Annotated in this window: 17 protein-coding genes; 9 read left to right on the plus strand and 8 right to left on the minus strand. The window is 74.2% G+C overall.

What is annotated here, in order from left to right:
• Nucleotides 1-41 precede the first annotated feature (41 nt).
• The 5 genes from ACZ6Y1_RS27655 to ACZ6Y1_RS27675 all read left to right on the plus strand — a co-directional run bounded on the left by ACZ6Y1_RS27655 (nucleotide 42) and on the right by ACZ6Y1_RS27675 (nucleotide 7,320).
• Nucleotides 42-662 carry a TetR/AcrR family transcriptional regulator gene (locus ACZ6Y1_RS27655; RefSeq protein WP_469635615.1) on the plus strand — a complete coding sequence of 207 codons (621 nt, stop codon included), beginning with the start codon at nucleotides 42-44 and terminating at the stop codon, nucleotides 660-662.
• A 230-nt stretch (nucleotides 663-892) separates the two neighbouring features.
• Nucleotides 893-3,154 (plus strand): molybdopterin oxidoreductase family protein, encoded by a 2,262-nt coding sequence (locus ACZ6Y1_RS27660; protein WP_469635412.1) that lies wholly within the window; start codon nucleotides 893-895, stop codon nucleotides 3,152-3,154.
• A gap of 73 nt (nucleotides 3,155-3,227) precedes the next feature.
• On the plus strand, nucleotides 3,228-4,712 hold the full coding sequence (locus ACZ6Y1_RS27665) for a CitMHS family transporter (RefSeq protein WP_469635417.1): 1,485 nt from the start codon (nucleotides 3,228-3,230) through the stop codon (nucleotides 4,710-4,712).
• 98 nt (nucleotides 4,713-4,810) lie between these two features.
• On the plus strand, nucleotides 4,811-6,223 hold the full coding sequence (locus ACZ6Y1_RS27670) for an aldehyde dehydrogenase family protein (protein WP_469635423.1): 1,413 nt from the start codon (nucleotides 4,811-4,813) through the stop codon (nucleotides 6,221-6,223).
• A 17-nt stretch (nucleotides 6,224-6,240) separates the two neighbouring features.
• A complete protein-coding gene (locus ACZ6Y1_RS27675; protein ID WP_469635427.1) occupies nucleotides 6,241-7,320 on the plus strand; it encodes a Zn-dependent alcohol dehydrogenase in 1,080 nt (359 codons plus the stop codon).
• Between the two features lie 186 nt (nucleotides 7,321-7,506).
• Here ACZ6Y1_RS27675 and ACZ6Y1_RS27680 read toward each other — a convergent pair whose 3' ends face one another.
• The 3 genes from ACZ6Y1_RS27680 to ACZ6Y1_RS27690 are packed head-to-tail and all read right to left on the minus strand — an operon-like array spanning nucleotide 7,507 to nucleotide 12,135.
• Complete coding sequence (locus tag ACZ6Y1_RS27680) at nucleotides 7,507-10,434, minus strand: BTAD domain-containing putative transcriptional regulator (protein ID WP_469635432.1); 2,928 nt, start codon at nucleotides 10,432-10,434, stop codon at nucleotides 7,507-7,509.
• Nucleotides 10,435-10,480: 46 nt separating this feature from the next.
• Nucleotides 10,481-11,431: an SDR family oxidoreductase gene (locus ACZ6Y1_RS27685; protein WP_469635437.1), complete on the minus strand. Its 951-nt coding sequence runs from the start codon at nucleotides 11,429-11,431 to the stop codon at nucleotides 10,481-10,483.
• Nucleotides 11,432-11,478: 47 nt separating this feature from the next.
• Nucleotides 11,479-12,135 carry a TetR/AcrR family transcriptional regulator gene (locus ACZ6Y1_RS27690; protein WP_469635442.1) on the minus strand — a complete coding sequence of 219 codons (657 nt, stop codon included), beginning with the start codon at nucleotides 12,133-12,135 and terminating at the stop codon, nucleotides 11,479-11,481.
• Nucleotides 12,136-12,226: 91 nt separating this feature from the next.
• Here ACZ6Y1_RS27690 and ACZ6Y1_RS27695 point away from each other — a divergent pair, with 91 nt between their 5' ends.
• From ACZ6Y1_RS27695 to ACZ6Y1_RS27705, 3 genes are read left to right on the plus strand one after another with little or no spacing between them, the layout of a single operon-like run.
• Entirely contained in the window at nucleotides 12,227-13,378 is a 1,152-nt protein-coding gene (locus ACZ6Y1_RS27695; RefSeq protein WP_469635445.1) for an acyl-CoA dehydrogenase family protein, read from the plus strand.
• Between the two features lie 59 nt (nucleotides 13,379-13,437).
• Nucleotides 13,438-13,746, plus strand: coding sequence for a YiaA/YiaB family inner membrane protein (locus tag ACZ6Y1_RS27700; protein ID WP_469635449.1), 309 nt, complete (start codon nucleotides 13,438-13,440; stop codon nucleotides 13,744-13,746).
• Between the two features lie 60 nt (nucleotides 13,747-13,806).
• Nucleotides 13,807-14,451: a TetR/AcrR family transcriptional regulator gene (locus ACZ6Y1_RS27705; RefSeq protein WP_469635452.1), complete on the plus strand. Its 645-nt coding sequence runs from the start codon at nucleotides 13,807-13,809 to the stop codon at nucleotides 14,449-14,451.
• Between the two features lie 12 nt (nucleotides 14,452-14,463).
• On the opposite strand, the gene ACZ6Y1_RS27710 is transcribed toward ACZ6Y1_RS27705, so the two are convergent.
• A complete protein-coding gene (locus tag ACZ6Y1_RS27710) occupies nucleotides 14,464-14,925 on the minus strand; it encodes a MaoC family dehydratase (protein WP_376655927.1) in 462 nt (153 codons plus the stop codon).
• Nucleotides 14,926-15,030: 105 nt separating this feature from the next.
• Here ACZ6Y1_RS27710 and soxR point away from each other — a divergent pair, with 105 nt between their 5' ends.
• Nucleotides 15,031-15,474 carry a redox-sensitive transcriptional activator SoxR gene (gene soxR, locus ACZ6Y1_RS27715; RefSeq protein WP_469635459.1) on the plus strand — a complete coding sequence of 148 codons (444 nt, stop codon included), beginning with the start codon at nucleotides 15,031-15,033 and terminating at the stop codon, nucleotides 15,472-15,474.
• Here the strand turns inward: soxR and ACZ6Y1_RS27720 are convergent.
• The 4 genes from ACZ6Y1_RS27720 to ACZ6Y1_RS27735 form a co-directional block, all read right to left on the minus strand.
• Nucleotides 15,455-16,321 carry a 3-keto-5-aminohexanoate cleavage protein gene (locus ACZ6Y1_RS27720; protein WP_469635461.1) on the minus strand — a complete coding sequence of 289 codons (867 nt, stop codon included), beginning with the start codon at nucleotides 16,319-16,321 and terminating at the stop codon, nucleotides 15,455-15,457. The two genes, soxR and ACZ6Y1_RS27720, sit on opposite strands and share 20 nt — an antisense overlap.
• On the minus strand, nucleotides 16,318-16,911 hold the full coding sequence (locus ACZ6Y1_RS27725; protein ID WP_469635465.1) for a hypothetical protein: 594 nt from the start codon (nucleotides 16,909-16,911) through the stop codon (nucleotides 16,318-16,320). Before ACZ6Y1_RS27725 ends, ACZ6Y1_RS27720 begins: the two co-directional genes overlap by 4 nt.
• A gap of 100 nt (nucleotides 16,912-17,011) precedes the next feature.
• The gene (locus ACZ6Y1_RS27730) at nucleotides 17,012-18,355 is read right to left on the minus strand and encodes a serine-threonine protein kinase (protein ID WP_469635468.1); all 1,344 of its coding nucleotides are present in this window, start codon (nucleotides 18,353-18,355) and stop codon (nucleotides 17,012-17,014) included.
• 99 nt (nucleotides 18,356-18,454) lie between these two features.
• Nucleotides 18,455-19,690, minus strand: coding sequence for an exo-beta-N-acetylmuramidase NamZ family protein (locus ACZ6Y1_RS27735; protein WP_469635471.1), 1,236 nt, complete (start codon nucleotides 19,688-19,690; stop codon nucleotides 18,455-18,457).
• Between the last annotated feature and the right edge of the window lie 80 nt (nucleotides 19,691-19,770).

Consider the following 19,770-nt stretch of genomic DNA (forward strand, 5'->3'; position numbering starts at 1 on the left):
AGTCCGGGCCCCTGCCGAACCCGGAAGCGAGGAGCGGCATGATGGACCCCGTGCCTCCCGCCCATCCCATGCGCCGAACGCCCGTCCAGCAGCGCAGCGCCGACCGGCTCGCCCGGATCCTGGACGCCTGTGCCGAACTCCTCGACGAGACCGGGTACGAGAACCTCAGCACCCGGGCCGTCGCCCTGCGCGCCGGTGTGCCGATCGGCTCGGTCTACCGCTTCTTCGGCAACAAGCGGGCCATGGCCACCGCCCTCGCCCACCGCAACCTCGACACCTACGCCGACGGCATCGCGGACCGCCTCGCCGACATCCCCGCCACCGACTGGCGGCCCGTCGTCGACGCCGTGCTGGACGAGTACCTCGCCATGAAGCGCACCGTCCCCGGTTTCGCGCTCGTCGACTTCGGCGTGCCCGCGCCGCCGGTCGAGGGGCCGGACGCCGACCCCAACAACCTCGTCGCCGCCCGTCTGACCGAACTGCTCTGCGCACACCTGAGCCTGGCCCCGGACACCGCCCTCGAGCGAGCGGTCCTGGTCGCCGTCGAGGCCACGGACGCGCTGGTCCAGCTTGCCTTCCGCACCGATCCGGCGGGCGACCCCGCCATCGTCGCCGAGACCCGCGCGATGATGCACGCCTACCTGGCCCGCGTACTGGACTGACCCACCACCACGGCACTAATCCACCACCACGGCACTAATCCACCACCACGGCGCTGAGCCGCCGTCGGCCGGACCCCTGCCGGCGGGGACCGGCTCCCGGCCCGACCCCGTGTGCCCGCCCGGCTCCGGTGCGAGCCCGATGCGGCCAGACCCTCCCCACCGTGCGTACCGGTCGGTATGCTCGGTGCGCCCCGCCTGCCCGTGCCGCAGCCTGCCGCCCTGGAGGGCCCATGCCCCGCACCGCCCTGCGCATCTGTCCCCTCTGCGAAGCCACCTGCGGCCTCACCCTCACCATCGAGGGCACCGCCGTCACCGGCGCCCGCGGTGACCGCGAAGACGTCTTCAGTCACGGCTTCATCTGTCCCAAGGGCGCCGCCTTCGCCCAGCTAGACGCCGACCCCGACCGGCTGCGCCGGCCCCTCGTCCGCCGCGACGGCCGGCTCCAGGAGGCCACCTGGGAAGAGGCGTTCGACACCATCGCCGCCGCAGTCCCCGCCCTCGTCCGGGAGCACGGGGCGCAATCGGTGGGCGTGGTGCTCGGCAACCCGAACGTGCACACCATGGCCGGAGCCCTCTACCCGCCGCTGCTCCTCAAGGCCCTCGGCACCCGCAACCTCTTCACCGCCAGCACGCTCGACCAGATGCCCAAGCACGTCTCCAGCGGCCTGCTCTTCGGCGACCCCTTCGCGATCCCGGTCCCCGACCTCGACAGGACCGACTTCCTGCTGCTCCTGGGTGCCAACCCGGTCGAATCCAACGGCTCCCTGTGCACCGCCCCCGACTTCCCCGGCCGGCTCAAGGCCCTGCGCGCCCGCGGCGGCACCCTCGTCGTCGTCGACCCGCGCCGCACCCGCACCGCCGCCCTCGCCGACCGCCACCTCGCCCCGCGCCCCGGCAGCGACGCCCTGCTGCTCGCGGCCCTCGCGCACACCCTGCTCGCGGAGAAGCTCACCACCCCCGGCGGACCGGAGGGACCGGAGGGGCTGGAGGGACCGGACGAAGGGATCCGGGGACTCGGGGAACTCGCGGCCGCGCTCGAGAGTTTCACTCCTGAGGCCGTGGCACCCGCCTGCGACCTCCCGGCCGACGAGATCCGCACCCTCGCCCGCGAACTGGCGGCCGCGCCCACCGCCGCCGTCTACGGCCGGATCGGCAGCTGCACCGTCGAGCACGGCACCCTCGCCAGCTGGCTGGTCGACGTACTGAACATCCTCACCGGCAACCTCGACCGGCCCGGCGGCGCCCTCTTCCCGCTGCCCGCCACCGGACCGCGGCCGCGCCCCGCCGGGCCCGGCAAGGGCTTCGCGCTCGGCCGCTGGCGCAGCAGGGTCAGCGGCCACCCCGAGGTCAAGAGCGAACTGCCCATCGCCGCCCTGGCCGAGGAGATCGAGACCCCGGGGGAGGGGCGGATCCGCGCCCTGATCTCCATCGCCGCGAACCCGGTCCTGTCCGCACCCGACGGCGACCGGCTCGACCGGGCGCTGGCCGGCCTCGACTTCATGGTCTCGGTCGACCCGTACCTGAACGAGACCTCACGCCACGCCCACGTCGTACTGCCCCCGCCGCCGCCCTCGCAGAGCCCGCACCACGACTTCGCCTTCAACGGCTTCGCCATCCGCAACCAGGTGCGCTACACCCGCGCCGCCGTCCCCCTCGAAGCCGGACGTCTCGACGAGTGCGAGATCCACGCACGTCTCGTCCTCGCCGTCTCCGGCATGCACGGCACCGCCGGCCCGGACGCCGTCGACGACCTCGCCGTGCGGAGCACCCTCGGCAGGGAGACCGCCGATCCGCACTCCCCGCTGTACGGGCAGGACCCGGCCCGCCTCGCCGGCCTGCTCACGGGCGCTAGCGGCCCCGAACGCCGCCTGGACCTGATGCTCCGACTCGGCCCGTACGGAGACCTGTTCGGCGCCGCCGACGAGGGGCAACGGCTCAGCCTGGAGCGGCTGCTCGCACACCCGCACGGCATCGACCTGGGTCCCCTGCGCCCCCGGCTCCCGGGCGTGCTGAGGACCCGCAGCGGCGGGATCGAGCTGCTCCCGGAGCCGATCGCGGCCGAGCTCCCCAGGCTGCGCGCGGCGCTCGCCGACCGCCCCGCCGCGCTGGTGCTCGTGGGCCGCCGCCACCTGCGGTCCAACAACAGCTGGATGCACAACGTCCCGGCCCTCACCGGAGGTTCCAACCGCTGCACCCTCCAGGTGCACCCCGAGGACGCGGGGCGGCTGGGACTCACCGACGGCGGCCGGGCCAGGATCACCGCCGCCGGCGGCAGCCTGGAGGTCCCCGTCGAGATCTCCGACGCCGTCCGCACCGGAGTGGTGAGCCTGCCGCACGGCTGGGGACACGACCGGACCGGCACCCGGCTCTCGGTGGCGGCCGCCGTGCCCGGCGCCAACGTCAACCAGCTCCTCGACGGCACCCTGCTCGACCCGCTGTCCGGCACGGCGGTGCTCAACGGCTTCCCCGTCGAACTCGCACCCCTGCCCTGAGCTGGGGTTTTGCTCGTATTGCTCACGGCTCGACGTCTTGTTGGCCCAAGGAGGCGGCACCTACCTTCCCCCCATGCTGACCTTCCTCGGCTTCGCCATGATCGCCACTTTCCTGGTCCTGATCATGATGAAGAAAATGTCGCCCATCGCGGCGCTCGTCCTCGTCCCCGCCCTGTTCTGCGTCTTCGCCGGACAGGGCGCGCACCTCGGCGACTACGTCATCGAGGGCGTCGGGAAACTCGCCCCGACCGCCGCCATGCTGATGTTCGCCATCGTCTACTTCGGCGTCATGATCGACGTCGGCCTCTTCGACCCGATCGTGCGGGGCATCCTGCGCTTCTGCAAGGCCGACCCCGTCCGGGTGGTGGTCGGTACCGCGGTCCTCGCGGCGGTCGTCTCGCTCGACGGCGACGGATCGACCACCTTCATGATCACCGTCTCGGCCATGTACCCGCTCTACAAGCGCCTCGGCCTGAGCCTGGTGGTCATGACGGGGGTCGCGGCCACGGCGAACGGCGTCATGAACACCCTGCCCTGGGGCGGCCCCACGGCCCGCGCCGCGACCGCGCTCAAGCTCGACGCCGCGGACATCTTCGTCCCGATGATCCCGGCGCTGGCCGTGGGACTGCTCTTCGTCTTCGTCCTCGCCTACGTCCTCGGGCTGAAGGAGCGCCGCCGGGTCGGTCTCCTCTCCCTGCCGGGGGCCGGGGCGGCGGAAGAGGAGGAGCTGGTCATGGCCGCCTCCGGGACGGGCCGGGGCGACGCCGCCGGGAACGCGGCGGGCGGCAAGGGTCCCGCAGCGGGCTCCGCCTCGGCCGCCACCGACTCCGCCCCGGCCGCCACCGGCTCCACCCCGGCCGCCGGCGCCTCCGCGGGGACGCCGGACGCCGCGGGCGCCGCCGCTCCCGAGGACGGCTTCCAGGGTCTCGACCCGCACCGTCCGACCCTGCGACCGCGCCTGTACTGGTTCAACGCCGCCCTCACCGTCGCCCTCCTGGCCGCGATGATCATGGAGCTGCTGCCCATCCCGGTGCTGTTCCTGCTCGGCGCCGCCCTCGCGCTCACCGTGAACTTCCCGCACATGCCCGACCAGAAGGCCCGGATCGCGGCCCACGCCGACAACGTCCTGAACGTCGCGGGCATGGTCTTCGCCGCCGCCGTCTTCACCGGCGTCCTCACCGGCACCGGCATGGTCAAGCACATGGCCGACTGGCTCGTCGGCGCCGTCCCCGAAGGCATGGGCCCGCACATGGCGCTGGTCACCGGCCTGCTCAGCCTGCCGCTCACCTACTTCATGTCCAACGACGGCTTCTACTTCGGCGTCCTCCCCGTCCTCGCCGAGGCCGGCGCCGCCCACGGGGTCTCCCCGCTGGAGATCGCCCGCGCCTCCCTCGTCGGCCAGGCCCTGCACATGTCCAGCCCGCTGGTTCCGGCCGTCTACGTCCTCGTCGGCACGGCCAAGGTCGAGTTCGGCGACCACACCCGGTTCACCGTGAAATGGGCGGCGCTGACCTCCCTCGTCGTCCTGGCGGCAGGGATGCTTTTCGGCATCATCTGATCCCCGCCGCCTCTGGCGCCCAGAAAACTACCGGCGCTAGTTTGTAGGGTGTCCGCGAGGTCTGGTCTACGCACTCGTGCGTGCTCGGGAGGAATGGCATGAAGGCCCACGACGGGATGTACATCGGCGGCGCATGGCGGCCCGCCGCCGGAAGCGACCGCATCGAGGTCGTCAACCCGGCCGACGAGCAGGTCATCGCCTCGGTGCCGGCCGGCACCGAGGAGGACGTGGACGCGGCCGTACGAGCGGCCCGCGCCGCCCTCCCCGGCTGGGCGGCGACGCCCGCCGCCGAGCGGGCCGCCCTGATCGGCGCGCTGCGCGACGTACTGATCGCCCGCAAGAGCGAGATCGCCGAGACCATCACCGCCGAACTCGGCTCCCCACTCGGTTTCGCGGAGATGGTCCACGTCGGGTCACCGATCGCCGTGGCCTCCTCGTACGCCGAACTCGGGGCCACGTACGCCTTCGAGGAGCGCATCGGGAACTCCACCGTGCTGCTGGAGCCCGTCGGGGTGGTCGGCGCCATCACTCCCTGGAACTATCCGCTGCACCAGGTCGTTGCCAAGGTGGCACCCGCTCTCGCCGCCGGCTGCACCCTCGTACTCAAGCCGGCCGAGGACACCCCGCTGACCGCACAGCTCTTCGCCGAAGCCGTGCACGAGGCGGGCATCCCGGCCGGGGTCTTCAACCTGGTGACCGGAACCGGCCCGGTCGCCGGGCAGGCCCTGGCCGCCCACGAGGGAGTCGACCTGGTCTCCTTCACCGGCTCCACCGCCGTCGGCAGGAAGATCGGCGCCACGGCCGGCGCCGCCGTCAAACGCGTCGCCCTCGAACTCGGCGGCAAATCGGCCAACGTCATCCTGCCCGGCGCCGACCTCGCCAAGGCCGTCGCGGCAGGCGTCGGCCACGTCATGAACAACGCAGGCCAGAGCTGCAACGCGCTCACCCGGATGCTCGTCCACCGGGACCACTACGAGGAGGCCGTCTCGCTCGCGGCCGCCGCCGTCGCCAAGTACCCCACCGGCGACCCCCGCACCCCGGAAACCCGCCTCGGCCCGGTGGTCAACGCCAAGCAGCACGAACGCGTCCGCGGCTACATCGCCAAGGGAATGGAGGAAGGCGCACGCCTCGTCGCCGGCGGCCCCGACTCCCCGCACGAGCAGGGCTACTTCGTCGCCCCGACCGTGTTCGCCGACGTCACGCCCGACATGACCATCGCCCAGGAGGAGATCTTCGGCCCCGTGCTGTCGATCCTGCCGTACGAGGACGAGGAGGAGGCCCTGCGCATCGCCAACGGCACCGTCTACGGCCTCGGCGGCGCCGTCTGGGCCGAGGACGAGGAGACGGCCGTTGCGTTCGCCCGCCGCATGGACACCGGGCAGGTGGACATCAACGGCGGCCGCTTCAACGTGCTCGCGCCCTTCGGCGGCTACAAGCAGTCGGGCGTCGGCCGCGAGCTGGGCCCGCACGGTCTGACGGAGTACCTCCAGACCAAGTCCCTGCAGTTCTGAACACGGAGACGACGACCATGGTCCGCGCCGCCATCCTCCCCGCCGTCGGAGCTCCGCTGGAGGTACGGGAGATCGTGCTGCCCGATCCCGGCCCCGGACAGGTCCGGGTCCGGCTCACCGCAGCCGGGGTCTGCCACTCCGACCTCTCCCTCACCAACGGCACCATGCGGGTCCCCGTGCCCGCCGTCCTCGGCCACGAGGGCGCGGGCACGGTCCTCGCGGTGGGCGAGGGAGTCACCCACGTCGCCCCCGGCGACGGGGTCGTGCTCAACTGGGCCCCGTCCTGCGGGCAGTGCCACCACTGCGCCATCGGCGAGGTATGGCTCTGCGTCGAAGCGCTCACCGGCGTCGGGGCCGTCTACGCGCACGACGCGCAGGGCACCCCGCTCCACCCCGGGCTGAACGTGGCCGCGTTCGCCGAGGAGACCGTCGTCGCGGCCAACTGCGTGCTGCCCGCGCCCACCGGGATCCCGCTCACCGAGGCCGCCCTGCTCGGCTGCGCCGTGCTCACCGGTTACGGCGCCGTCCACCACAGCGCCCAGGTTCGCCTGGGCGAATCCGTCGCCGTCTTCGGGGTCGGCGGCGTCGGCCTGGCCGCGCTGCAGGCCGCGCGCATCGCGGGGGCGGGCCCGATCGTGGCCGTGGACGTCTCCCCGGCCAAGGAGGAACTGGCGAGGGCGGCCGGGGCCACCGGGTTCGTCCTCGCCTCCGACACCACCGCTAAGGAGATCCGCGCCCTCACCGGCGGCCGGGGCGCGGATGTGGCCGTGGAGTGCGTCGGCCGGGCCGAAACCATCCGCGGAGCGTGGGAGTCCACCCGGCGCGGGGGCCGCACCACGGTCGTCGGCATCGGCGGCAAGGAGCAGCAGGTCACCTTCCACGCCCTGGAGATCTTCCACTTCGCCCGCACCCTCACCGGCTGCGTCTACGGCAACAGCGACCCCGCCCGCGACCTCCCGGTGATCGCCGAACACGTCCGCGCGGGCCGCCTCGACCTCGGCGCCCTCGTCACCGACCGCATCACCCTCGACGGCATCCCGGCGGCCTTCGACGCGATGCTGGCGGGCAAGGGCGGCCGCTCGCTGGTCGTCTTCTAGACCGAACCGAACCGAACCGAACCAAGCGACCCGGCCCGCAATGGGGCGCCCTCCCTCCCTGTGTCCAGGCAGGTAGGGCGCCCCGAGTCCCGTAGTCCCCCGGCGTGAGTTCCCGGCCGTGCTGCGGGCGACCCTGGCGGCCATGGCGCTTCCCGGGAGGCGACGGCCTCCAGTACGCGCACCGGCTCACCGTCCGTCCGCCGAGCTCGCCGAGCCTGTCGCCCCGACCACGCTGCCCACGACGTCCTCGGGGACGCCCAGCAGCCGGAGCACCTCCAGGGTGTCGGCCCCCATCGCGACGGCCCCCTCCGCGGCCCCCCGGTAGTGATGCCCGGCCGCGGCGCGGTCGCCGCGCGCCTCGGCGACGCGGCCGAGTCCCGCGAGCGCGCGGACCCGGGTGGCGACGCTCTTGACCCAGTGCGGGTCGACCCGCTCCAGGGCCTCCTCGTACAGCCGCTGCGCCTCCGCCAGGTCCCCGTCGAGCAGGGCCAGGTCGCCCAGGCCGCGCAGGGCCGCCGCCAGGGCGGTGGAGCTGCCGGCGCGGCGGGCGAGGGCCGCCGCCCTGCCGTAGTCGGCCCGGGCCGCCGCCGCGTCCTCGCCGACGAGGTGGTGGTCGCCCCGGTTGACCAGCAGATCCGCGCTGTCCTCCAGGGCGTCGAGCTGCTCGGTGAGGACGAGCGCCTCGTCGGTCAGCGCGATCGCCCGCGCGCGGTCGCCGCGCCCTCCCGCCAGTCCGGCGAGCGTGTCCAGCGCCAGCGCCGTGCCCCAGCGGTCGCCGAGCGCGCGGAACTCCTCGACCGCCGCGCCGAACTCCTGCCCGGCCCGTTCCGTGTCCCCCTCGCCGAGCGGCCCGAACCCCGATACGTACCGGGCGGCGGCCCGGGCCCACGGCTCGGCGCAGTCGCGCTGGGAGGAGACGAACTCGAACGCGCCGCGCGGGTCCGCCTCGCCCGCGTTCCGCATCATCCACAGGAACAGTGCGACGGGATGACGGCCCGGCCGGGCGCCCGACCACGCTGCCGCCAGGGCCGACCCGGCCGCGGCACGGTGGCGCTGCCACACCGGCCGCCCGCCGGCACCGGCCGCCGCCAGCAGCACGCCAAGGACGTACCCCTCGCCGAGCCCGGCCCCAGCGCCGTCCATGACAGACCCCATCGCCTCCAGCAGCGCGATGGCCTGCGGCGCGACCGAGGCGGCCACGCCCCGGACCCAGAGGTAGTGCGAGGCCGCGGCGAGCAGGTCCAGGCCCGCCTCCACGTCCCGCGCGTCGACCGCCCGGCCCAGCGCCGCGAGGAAGTTGCCGTGCTCGGCCGTGAGGACGGGCAGCCACTGGAGCTGCTCCGCCCGCCGCAGATGTGGGTCGGCGGTCCGTACCAGTTCCAGCAGCCACCGGGCGTGGGCCAGCCGTACGGCGTCCCGTTCGCCGGCCGCGTCGAGCCGTTCGCCGCCGTACGCGCGGATCGTCTCCAGCATCCGGTAGCGCCCGCCCGCCACCTCCAGCAGCGATTTGTCGGCCAGGGACTCCAGCACGTCCTCGTCGGCGCCGCACACCCGCAGCGCGGCCCCGGCCGTCGCGCCGCCGGCGAATACGGTGAACCGCCGGGCGGCCCGCTGCTCCGCCTCCGACAGCAGGTCCCAGCTCCAGGCGACCACCGAACGCAGCGTCCGATGGCGTCCGTCGGCCGTCCGACCGCCGCGGGCCGCGACTCCGAGGCGGTCGTCGAGCCGTCCCGCGAGGTCCTCCACGTCCAGGGTCCTGACGCGCGCCGCCGCGAGCTCGATGGCCAGCGGCAGGTCGTCGAGGGCCGCGCAGATCCGCCCTACGACCCCCGGGTCGGCGGTGAAACCGCGCCGCACGGCGCGCGCCCGGTCGGTGAAGAGGCGTACGGCCGCGTGGCCGTCGAGCGGCCGCACCTGCCGGATGCTCTCCCCGATGATGCCGAGGGGCTCCCGGCTCGTCGCCAGGACGCGCAGCCGCGGGCAGGCCGCCAACAGCCGCGCCGCCAGCGCCGCGGCCTCGTCGACGACGTGCTCGCAGTTGTCCAGGACGATCAGCAGCGTCCGGTCGGACAGCGCCGCGATCAGACGGTCGGCCGGTGACTGCCCGCCGACGCCCGGGGTGAGCCCGTTCTCCCGCAGACCGAGCGCGCCCAGCAGCGCCTGCGCCACTCCCGTACCCTCGCGCACCGGGGCCAGTTCCACGAAGCACACCTCGTCGGCGGCGACGCCCGCCACCTCGACGGACAGCCGGGTCTTGCCGACGCCGCCCGGGCCGGTCAGCGTGACCAGCCGGGCCACCCGCAGCAGCCCCGCGACCTCGGACACCTCGTCGCCGCGCCCGACGAACGCCGTCAGCGGGGCGGGCGGAGCGGCGGGCGCGGGCGAGGGGCCGGTGCTCAGCAGCTCCCGGTGCAGGGCGGCCAGTTCGGCAGAGGGGTCGGCGCCCAGCTCATCGGCCAGGCGCCTTCTGGTCTGCTCGAACACCACCAGCGCGGCGGCCTGCCCGCCCTCGGCGAACAGCGCCCGCATCAGCAGCCCCGCCAGTCGCTCGCGCAGCGGATGGCGGTCGACCAGCTCGCGCAGCTCCGGTACGGCGGCGTGGTGCCCGCCGAGCAGGCACTCGGCCTCGATCCGGTCCTCCAGCGCCCCGAGCCGGCGCTCCTCCAGCCGTACGGCGGCGGGCCGGACCGGTTCGCCGTCGGCGAGGCCGTCCAGCGCGGGCCCCCGCCACAGGTCCAGGGCCTCGCGCAGCAGCGCGACCGCCCGTTCGGCCTCCCCGGAGCGCAGCGCCGCCCGCCCCTCCCGGGCCAGCCGCTCGAACCGGAACGCGTCCACGTCGTCCGGCACCACCACGATCCGGTAGCCCGCCCCGGCCTGTTCGATGGCGGCCGCCGCACCGAGGGACTTGCGCAGCCTCGACACCTGGGACTGCAGGGCGTGCGCCGACAGCGCCCCGCCCGGGTCGAGGGCCTCGGTGAGCCGGTCCGCCGAGACGGCCTCTCCCGGGTGCAGCAGGAGCAGGGCCAGCAGGGCGCGGCGGGCCGGTCCGCCGAGCGGCACCTCGGTGCCGTCCTCGTGCCACGCCCGGGTCCCGCCGAGTATTCCGAACAGCATGCCGGCGATTATCCACCGCAGTTGATCCGGAGGTTCGCCGGGTCGATCATGCGCGGGCGATCGGGCCGAGGTAGGTTCCGCCCGAGACGTCGACGGTCTGACCGGTCACCCACCGGCCCCGCGGGCCCGCCAGGAATCCGACGACGTCGGCGACGTCCTCGGGCTCGCCGAGCCGGCCGAGGGCGGTGATCGATTCGAGCCCGGCCACCACTTCGGGGACGGAGGTGTAGCCCGCGGTCATGTCGGTCCGGATCGCACCGGGTGCGACGGTGTTCACGGTGATGCCCCGGCCGCCGAGCTCATTGGCCAGCGACGGGGCCATCGACTCCAGCGCCGCCTTGCTGATGGTGTAGCCGATCTGGGTGGAGACCGCGAACCGGCTGGCCGTCGAGCCCGTGTTGATGATGCGGCCGCCGTCGTTCATGAGGGGCAGCGCGCGCTGGATCACGAAGAACGGCGTGCTGACGTTGATCGTGAGCAGCCTGTCGAGCTCCTCCTGCGTCACCTGCGCGATCGAGCTGCCCGAGATGATGCCCGCGTTGTTCGCCAGGATGTCCAGGCCGCGGCCCGCCAGCCCCTCGGTCAGGCCTTCGAACAACTGGTCCACGGCGCCGTCCTCGCCGAACCGGGCCCGGACGGCGAACGCCCGGCCGCCCGCCTCCTCGATCGCGGCCACGGTCTTCCCGGCGGCCTCGTCGTTGCCGCCGTAGTGGACCGCGACGAGCGCGCCCTCGGCGGCGAGGCGCAGCGCCACCGCCCGGCCGATCCCGCGGGACCCGCCCGTCACCAGAGCGGTTTTGCCCGCCAGTTCGCCCGCCGGTTCGCCCGCCGGTTCGCCCGCCGGGTCGGTCGTCGCATCGGCCGGGACGTCGGTCGTCGCGTCGGTCGTGACGTCGAACGTCGTGTTGCGCGTCGTGCTGCCCATGACCTGCTCCTCGTTCAGCAGCCGGTCCGCGGTGGATCCGGCGATGAGGACACGGTGGCCGCCGCCGCTCACCGCGCGCTCACCGCCCGCTCACCGCGTCCGGCGTCGCGCGGGGCCCCCTACCGCGCCGTCCCGCGCAACGCCTCGTACTGCAGGGCCAGCCCGTCCAGGAGGGCGGTCAGCCCCGTTTCGAAGGCGCCCTCGTCCACCTCGCGGCGGCGCTCCGCCAGGAGGTGGGCCTGGCCGAGGTGGGGGTAGTCCGAGGGGTCGTACGCCGTCTCGTCGTCCACGAAACCACCGGCGAACGAGGCCACCGCCGAGCCCAGGATGAAGTACCGCATCAGCGCGCCGATCCGGGTCGCCTGCCCCGGGGGCCAGCCCGCCGCCGTCATCGCGCCGAACACCGCGTCCGCCAGCCGCAGGCCCGCCGGCCGGCGGCCCGGGCCCCGCGCCAGTACCGGCACGATGTTCGGATGGTCCGACAGGGCGTCCCGGTACGAGTGGGCCCACGCGTGCAGCGCCGCCCGCCAGTCGTGGCCGCCGTCCTCGAACATCGACAGGTCGACCCGCGCGCTCACCGCGTCCGCGACCGCCTCCAGGATCTCGTCCTTGGTCCGGAAGTGGTTGTACAGGGAAGGCCCGCTGACGCCCAGCGCGGCCGCCAGCCGCCGCGTCGACACCGCCTCCAGCCCCTCCGCGTCCACCAGGGCGCCGGCCGCCTCGACGATCAGGGCTCGGCTGAGGAGGGGCTTGCGCGGTCTGGCCATGCGCCACATAGTAGGGCCTGCCCGCCATAAACTACCGGTGCTAGTTAACCGGGGGGCGAGGTGGCCGCCGACGACCCACGAGACGCCCCGGAGGTGCCCGGTGGACATGGAGCTGAGCGAGGAGCAGGCAGCCGTACGCAGGCTCGCCCGCGACTTCACCGAGCGCGAGGTGGCCCCCTACGCCGCCGACTGGGACCGTGCCGAGAGCGTGGACCGGGCCATCGTGAAGAAGCTCGGCGCCGTCGGTTTCCTCGGCCTGACCGTCCCCGAGGAGTACGGCGGCTCCGGCGGCGACCACCTCGCCTACGTCCTGGTCACCGAGGAGCTCGGCCGCGGCGACTCCTCCGTGCGCGGCATCGTCTCCGTCTCCCTCGGCCTCGTCGCCAAGACCGTCGCCGCCTGGGGGACCGAGGAGCAGAAGAACGACTGGCTGCCCCGGCTCTGCTCCGGCGACGCACTCGGCTGCTTCGGTCTGACCGAGCCCGGCACCGGCTCCGACGCCGGCAACCTCACCACCCGCGCGGTGCGCGAGGGCGACTCCTACGTGATCAGCGGCGCCAAGACCTTCATCACCAACGGCACCTGGGCCGACGTGGTGCTGCTCTTCGCCCGCACGAACGACGAGCCGGGCCACCGCGGGGTCTCCGCCTTCCTCGTGCCCGCCGACGCCCCCGGCCTCACCCGCCGCGAGATCCACGGCAAGCTCGGGCTCCGCGGCCAGGCCACCGCCGAACTCGCCCTCGACGGCGTCCGCGTACCCGCCTCCGCGATGCTCGGCCCCGAGGGCAAGGGCTTCTCGGTCGCCATGTCCGCGCTGGCCAAGGGCCGGATGTCGGTCGCCGCCGGATGCGTCGGCATCGCCCAGGCCGCGCTCGACGCCGCCGTCTCCTACGCCGGCCGGCGCGAGCAGTTCGGCAAACCGATCGCCCACCACCAACTGGTCCAGGAGCTGATCGCCGACATCTCGGTCGACGTGGACGCGGCCCGGCTGCTGACCTGGCGGGTCGCCGACCTCATAGACCGCGGGCAGCCCTTCGCCACCGAGTCCTCCACCGCCAAGCTCTTCGCCTCCGAGGCCGCCGTACGCGCCGCGAGCAACGCCCTCCAGGTCCACGGCGGTTACGGCTACGTAGACGAGTACCCGGCGGGCAAGCTGCTGCGCGACGCCCGCGTGATGACCCTGTACGAGGGCACGAGCCAGATCCAGAAACTCCTCATCGGCCGCGCCCGGACAGGGATTTCGGCTTTCTGAGTACGTACGTGAGTACGCGCACCCATGCGCCCGCGGTGCCCCCGCCCGAAGCTGGACCCATGAACGAGACACCGGTCAAGCAGCAGAACACGGGGGCCTTCTACGCCCAGGCCGTCGCCTCCTTCGGCGTCGCCACCGCCGCCGTGGCGCTGGGGATCTACAACCTGGACACGAACGCCTGGGTCCGGGCCTTCCTCGGCATCGCGGTGCTCTACCTGACGACCTCGGCCTTCACCCTCGCCAAGGTGATCCGCGACCGCCAGGAGGTCGGTCAGATCGTCAGCCGGGTCGACCAGGCCCGGATGGAGAAGATCATGACGAACTACGACCCCTTCGCTCCGAAGCAGCCCACCGCCCAGGATCGCTAAGCGCTTGCTCACCCTCCGGTAAGGTGTTCATTCCTACAAGGCGAAGAGGGTGAGCGAGCGATGGACAGCGCGGAAACCGGCGGCTACCGGCCGTGGTCGGAGGTCACCCCCGACGCGGCGAGGCGGCTGCTCGTGGCCGCCGTCGACGCCTTCGCCGAACGCGGCTACCACGCGACCACCACCCGTGACATCGCGGGCCGCGCCGGGATGAGCCCCGCCGCGCTCTACATCCACTACAAGACCAAGGAAGAGCTGCTCCACCGGATCAGCCGGATCGGCCACGACAAGGCGCTCGAGATCCTGACCTCGGCCGCCGAGGGCCCCGGCTCCGCCGCGCAGCGGCTCGACGCCGCCGTGCGGTCCTTCGTGGGTTGGCACGCCGCGCACCACACCACCGCGCGGGTGGTCCAGTACGAGCTCGACGCTCTCGCTCCGGAGCACCGCTCCGAAATCGTCACCCTGCGCCGGCGGAGCGACGCCGCCGTGCGGCGCATCCTTGCCGACGGGGTCGCTACGGGGGAGTTCGACGTCCCCGACGTGCCGGGCACCACCCTCGCCGTGCTCTCGCTGTGCATCGACGTCGCGCGCTGGTTCAGCGCGGCCGGGAACCGCACGCCCGAAGAGGTCGGCGCGCTCTACGCCGACCTCGTCCTGCGGATGGTGGGCGCCGGCCCCGAGATCCCCGAGATCCCCGCCCGTACGTAGTCCCGGGACGGCTCAGAAGTAGTAGCGGGACACCGACTCCGCCACGCACACCGGCTTGTCGCCGCCCTCCCGCTCGACCGTCACGGTCGCCGTGACCTGCACGCCGCCGCCCGCCTCGGTGACCTCCGTGATCACGGCGGTCGAGCGCAGCCGCGAGCCGACGGGCACCGGCGCGGGGAAACGGACCTTGTTCGTCCCGTAGTTGATACCCATCCGCATGCCCTCGACGCGCATGATCTGCGGCACCAGGCTCGGCAGCAGCGACAGGGTCAGATAGCCGTGGGCGATGGTGGAACCGAAGGGTCCGTCCGCCGCGCGCTCCGGGTCCACGTGGATCCACTGGTGATCGCCCGTGGCGTCCGCGAAGAGGTCGATCCGCTTCTGGTCCACCTCCAGCCAGCCGCTCGGGCCGAGCGGCTCGCCGATCCCGGCGCGCAGTTCCTCGGCGGACGTGAAGACCCTCGGCTCGGCCATGCCCTGCTCCTACCTGTCGGTGCACATGAACAGACGAATAAGCGTTTGCTCAGCATGCTGGGACCGTATGTGTATGTCAACGGACCTCCGACTACGCTCGGCCGGGTGCCGCAGATTCCCGAGAACGTCCACGAACTCACCGTCGGCCAGCTGTCCGCCCGCAGCGGCGCCGCCGTCTCCGCACTCCACTTCTACGAGACCAAGGGCCTGATCAGCAGCCGCCGCACCTCCGGGAACCAGCGCCGCTACACCCGCGACGCGCTGCGCCGGGTCGCCTTCGTACGTGCCGCCCAGCGCGTCGGCATCCCCCTCGCCAGCATCCGCGAGGCCCTGGCGCAGCTCCCCGAGGAGCGCACCCCCACCCGCGAGGACTGGGCCCGGCTCTCGGAGGCCTGGCGCAAGGAGCTCGACGAGCGCATCGACCGGCTGGCCCGCCTGCGCGACCACCTGACGGACTGCATCGGCTGCGGCTGCCTCTCGTTGAAGACCTGCGCACTGTCCAACCCGGACGACGTCATAGGTGAACGGGTCACCGGTTCCCGGCTGTAGGCGGCCCGGAGTGCGGGTGAGTCGCCGCCGCACGCAGCACCGACCGGGCCGCCGCCACCAGTTCCGCGTTCGAGAGCGCCGGCCGCCCGTCCGGCAGGTGCAGTACGTCGCCCACGCCCGTCCGCGCACCCGTACCGCACCGCGCCGCCAGCCGCAGCACCGGCCACGCCGCGGCCTCCCGCCCGAACAGCAGCACCTCCACCGGGGGCAGCCCGCGCAACCCGGCCACCAGCGAGGGGCCGGCCGACGCCAGCTCCGCCACGAGCCGCACCCGCCCCGGCTCGCGCACCGGCCAGGCCAGGAACCGCGCCATCGGATCCGCCCAGTCCGGCCGGTCCGCCCAGTCCGGCCGGTCCGAGTCGCCCGGCCCGTACGAGTCGCCGCCCGGCCCGTCCGAGTCGCCCGGACCGCCCGCCCCGCCCAGCGGTACCACCGCGTCCACCGCCACGCCCCGCCCCAGCAGGGCCTCCGCCAGCTCCCGCGCCCCCGGCTCCGCGAAGTGCACCACCGCCCGGTCCGGCAGCACCGTCCACGAACGCACCCGCTCCAGCCGCTCGGCGGCACCCGGCTCGGCCCCGACGCACGCCGGCACCACCAGGGGTACGCCGACCCCCGCGCCCCGCAGCGCCTCCAGCAGCGGCCCCACCACCCGGGGCGAGAGGCTCTCCCGCCCGCACGGGGTCCGCGGGTGCACCAGCACCTCCCCGGCCCCCGCGGCGACCGCCGCCAGCGCCGAGCCCGCCAGATCCGCCGGGGACATCGGCACGGCCGGGCCGTCCGCGGCGCTCCGGGCACCGTTCAGCGACGCCAGCAGCACCGGGACCACCGGCACCGGTGGCACCGTCACGCGGCCCCCGCCCGGACCGCTGCCGAGGCAGGCTCCGCGAGCGCCGGTCTCGGCACCACGATCCCGCAGCCCGCGCACACCGGCCCGTCCCACGCCCAGGCCCCTTCCCAGGAGCCGACCCGGACCACCGCCGGCCACCGCAGCTCACTCTCGCCGCAGACCGGGCACCCCGTGCCCGGCTCCGACTCCAGCGCCCGCACCAGGCGCCGCAGCACCTCACCCAGCGTCCCCTCCGGCCGCACCCCCGGATCCGCGCACCGCACCACCGCGTCCCCGCTGCCGCCCCACGCCCACTCCGGCCGGCGCAGCCCGTGGTGCTTCTCCCGGCGGCGCCGCTCCGCGAACTGCCGCTCGTACTCCAGCCACACCGCCCGGGCCTCCTCCAGCTCCTCCAGCGCCGCCACCAGCCGCAGCGGATCGGCCCCCCGGTCCTCGGGGGCGATCCCGTGCCGGTCGCACAGGTGCCACCACGTCGCCCGGTGCCCGTACGGCGCGAACCGCTCCAGGCAGCGGCGCAGCGAATGGCGCCGCAGGGCACGGTCGTTGCGCGCGTCGCGCACCTGGTAGGCCAGACTCCGGAAACCCGCCATCACACTTTCACCTCCACCTGCACCGATGTGCCCAACATGCCCGCCGGGCGGCGGGCGCATGCAGGGCGGACGAGGCGTGCGGGTGGCACATGGCCGGAACTCAGCGCCCCATGCGCCCCGCGCTGACCACGAGTTCGGCCAGCTCGGCGTGGCAGATGTCGCTGTGCGCCCCCGAAGGGGCCCCGCCCCGCCGCACCACGGAACCGGCGTCCACGCTGACACACCCCGACGCCGGCATCCCCTCGCGCAGGGCCGACTCCAGGGAGAGCCGCGGAGCGCCCGGCACCGACTGCACCCCGTCGTGCCCGATCGCGCCCCACCGCTCGTCGAAACCGAGCAGACCGGCCGAATCCCCGGCCATCCGGGAGGCCAGCGGGTAGAACACCTTCAGGGCCGAGTCGTACGGGGAATGGCAGGCGACCACCGGTCCGGCCACCCGGCGCTGGAGCCCGCCCAGGGCGCCCCCGTGCCCCCGGTCGTGCGGCAGCCGGTCGCAGAACGCGTAGTGCGAGAAGGCACCCTGGAGCAGGGTCAACGAGGCGACGAATCGCGCCGTGTCCGGCACCGCGCGCAGCGAGAACGAGACCAGACGGGCCCCGAAGCTGTGCCCGATCAGGTGGATCCTCAGCGCCGGGCGCGCCGCCGCCAGCTCCACCAGTACGGGCCCCAGCCCCCGCTCGCCGACCACCCCCGCCCGCTTCTTCATCTGGTAGTACGAAGCCTGCCGCAGCAGCTCCTTCGCCCCGCCCCACAACCCGCGCAGGCCGCCGCCGAGGGCCGGGTCCCGCCCGTCCCCGGCGCCCGCGGGCGGCCCGCCCGCCTCGGCCAGCGCGAGCGCGAGCGCCCGGCACACCTCCACGGCGTCGGCCGTGAAGAGGGCCGGGACTGCCCCGGTCACGGCCGCTGACGCCCCGTCGATCCCGGCGAGCCGCCGTACCAGCGCCCCGAACTCGGCGAGCGCCGCCTCCGACTCCGGCCGCTCCTCCAGAAACTCCGCGACCCGGTCCAGCTCCGCGCCGCGCCCCGGCCAGAAGGCCCCGAGCGCCCGACGGGTGGCCGGGTCCAGCGCGGTACCGAAGCCGGGTTCCGCGAACGCCCCGGGCGGGTCGAAGTCCGGTATCGGCTCGTCGGAGAAGCGGATCGACGGCCACATGACCCCCACGTACCCCAGCCGCACACCCGGCCCCACCAGCTCCGGGAAGGGGGCGAAGAAGCGGTCGTAGAGCCGTATCGACGTGGAGCGGTCGCTGTTCCAGCCGTGCGCGAAGACCAGCAGGTCCGTGGCTTCCATCCACTCCACCGGCCCGTAGGTGGCACGGTCCACGTCCCCGTCGGAGTCGAAGGTCAGCTCCGCGTACGGCCCGACACCGATGCCCGCCCCGATCCCCGCCCCGATCCCCGTCCCGAAGCCGGCCACGCCCTCCGCCATGAGGTCCCCCTCCATGCCGTGCGTCCGTGCGTCCGTGCGTCCGCACCCGTGAACGCCGTCGGCTCCAGCATCCTGCCGCCGCCCCCGCCCGGCCAGACCCGTGACGTCACCGGATCAGCCGTAGAGCAGGTACTTCCCGCGCACCGCCTCGAACCGGGCCAGCCCCGCCGCCCAGTCGGCCGCGATCTCCTCCACCCCGGCCCCCGCGTCCACCATCGTCCGCACCCGGTCCGTGCCGGTCAGCTTGTCGATCCAGTGGTCCGCGCGCCAGCCGAAGCCGCTCCACGCCCGGCGCGCGGTCACCAGCAGCCCGATCCCGGCCCGGACGGGGTCGAAGGCCTCCCGGTCGTGCACGATGAGCCGGACCCCGCCGCACGTCCTGCCCGCGTGCTTGGAGAAGGACGGGGTGAAGTACGCCTCCCGGAACCACACGCCCGGCAGCCCGAGCGCGTTCGCCGCCTCCGCCCACCGCCGGTCGATCCCCTCCGCGCCCACCACCTCGAACGGCGTCGTCGTCCCGCGCCCCTCGGAGAGGTTCGTCCCTTCGAACAGGCACGTGCCGGCGTACGCGAGGGCGGTGTCCGGGGTCGGCATGTTCGGGCTCGGCGGCACCCAGGGCAGCCCCGTCCCGCCGAAGAAAGAACCCCGGTGCCACCCGGACATCGCCACCGTCCGCAGCCTGACCGGATCACCGCGCAGGAACTCGCCGTTGAAGAGCAGCGCCAGCTCGGCCACCGTCATCCCGTGCGCGAGCGCGATCGGCTCCCGGCCCACGAAACTCGCGTGCGCGCGCTCCAGCACGGGCCCCGCCGCACGCCGGCCGCCCACCGGATTGGGCCGGTCCAGCACCACCATCGCCTTGCCCGCGAGGGCGGCCGCGCGCATGCAGTCGTACAGGGTCCAGATGTAGGTGTAGAAGCGCGCCCCGACGTCCTGGACGTCGAAGACGACGGTGTCCACCCCGGCCGTCCTGAACACCTCGGCGAGCCGCTCCCCGCTCTTGTCGTACGTGTCGTACACGGGCAGCCCGGTCGCCGGATCGCGCCCGGCCCCCTCCGAACCGCCCGCCTGGGCCGTGCCGCGGAACCCGTGCTCGGGCCCGAACACCGCGACCAGGTCCACCGCCTCCTCCGCGTGCAGCACGTCGACCAGGTGACGGGCGTCGGCGGTGATCCCCGTGGGGTTGGTGACCACCCCCACCTTCTGGCCGGCCAGCAGCCCGTACCCGTCCGCGGCGAGCCGTTCGAACCCGGTGCGCACGCGCTCCGCACGGGGGGCGGCCGCCCCGACCGCCCCCGCGGCCCCGACCGCCCCCGCCAGTCCCAGCAGCCCCCGTCGCGACAGACTCATCCCGTCACGCTAGGCGTCGGCCCTCTTCCGCCACGACATACCGACCGGTTAGTCTGCCCGGCGTCGGCAGTCGGCGTCCG

It is taken from the genome of Streptomyces sp. NPDC053432 (genome assembly GCF_055585365.1).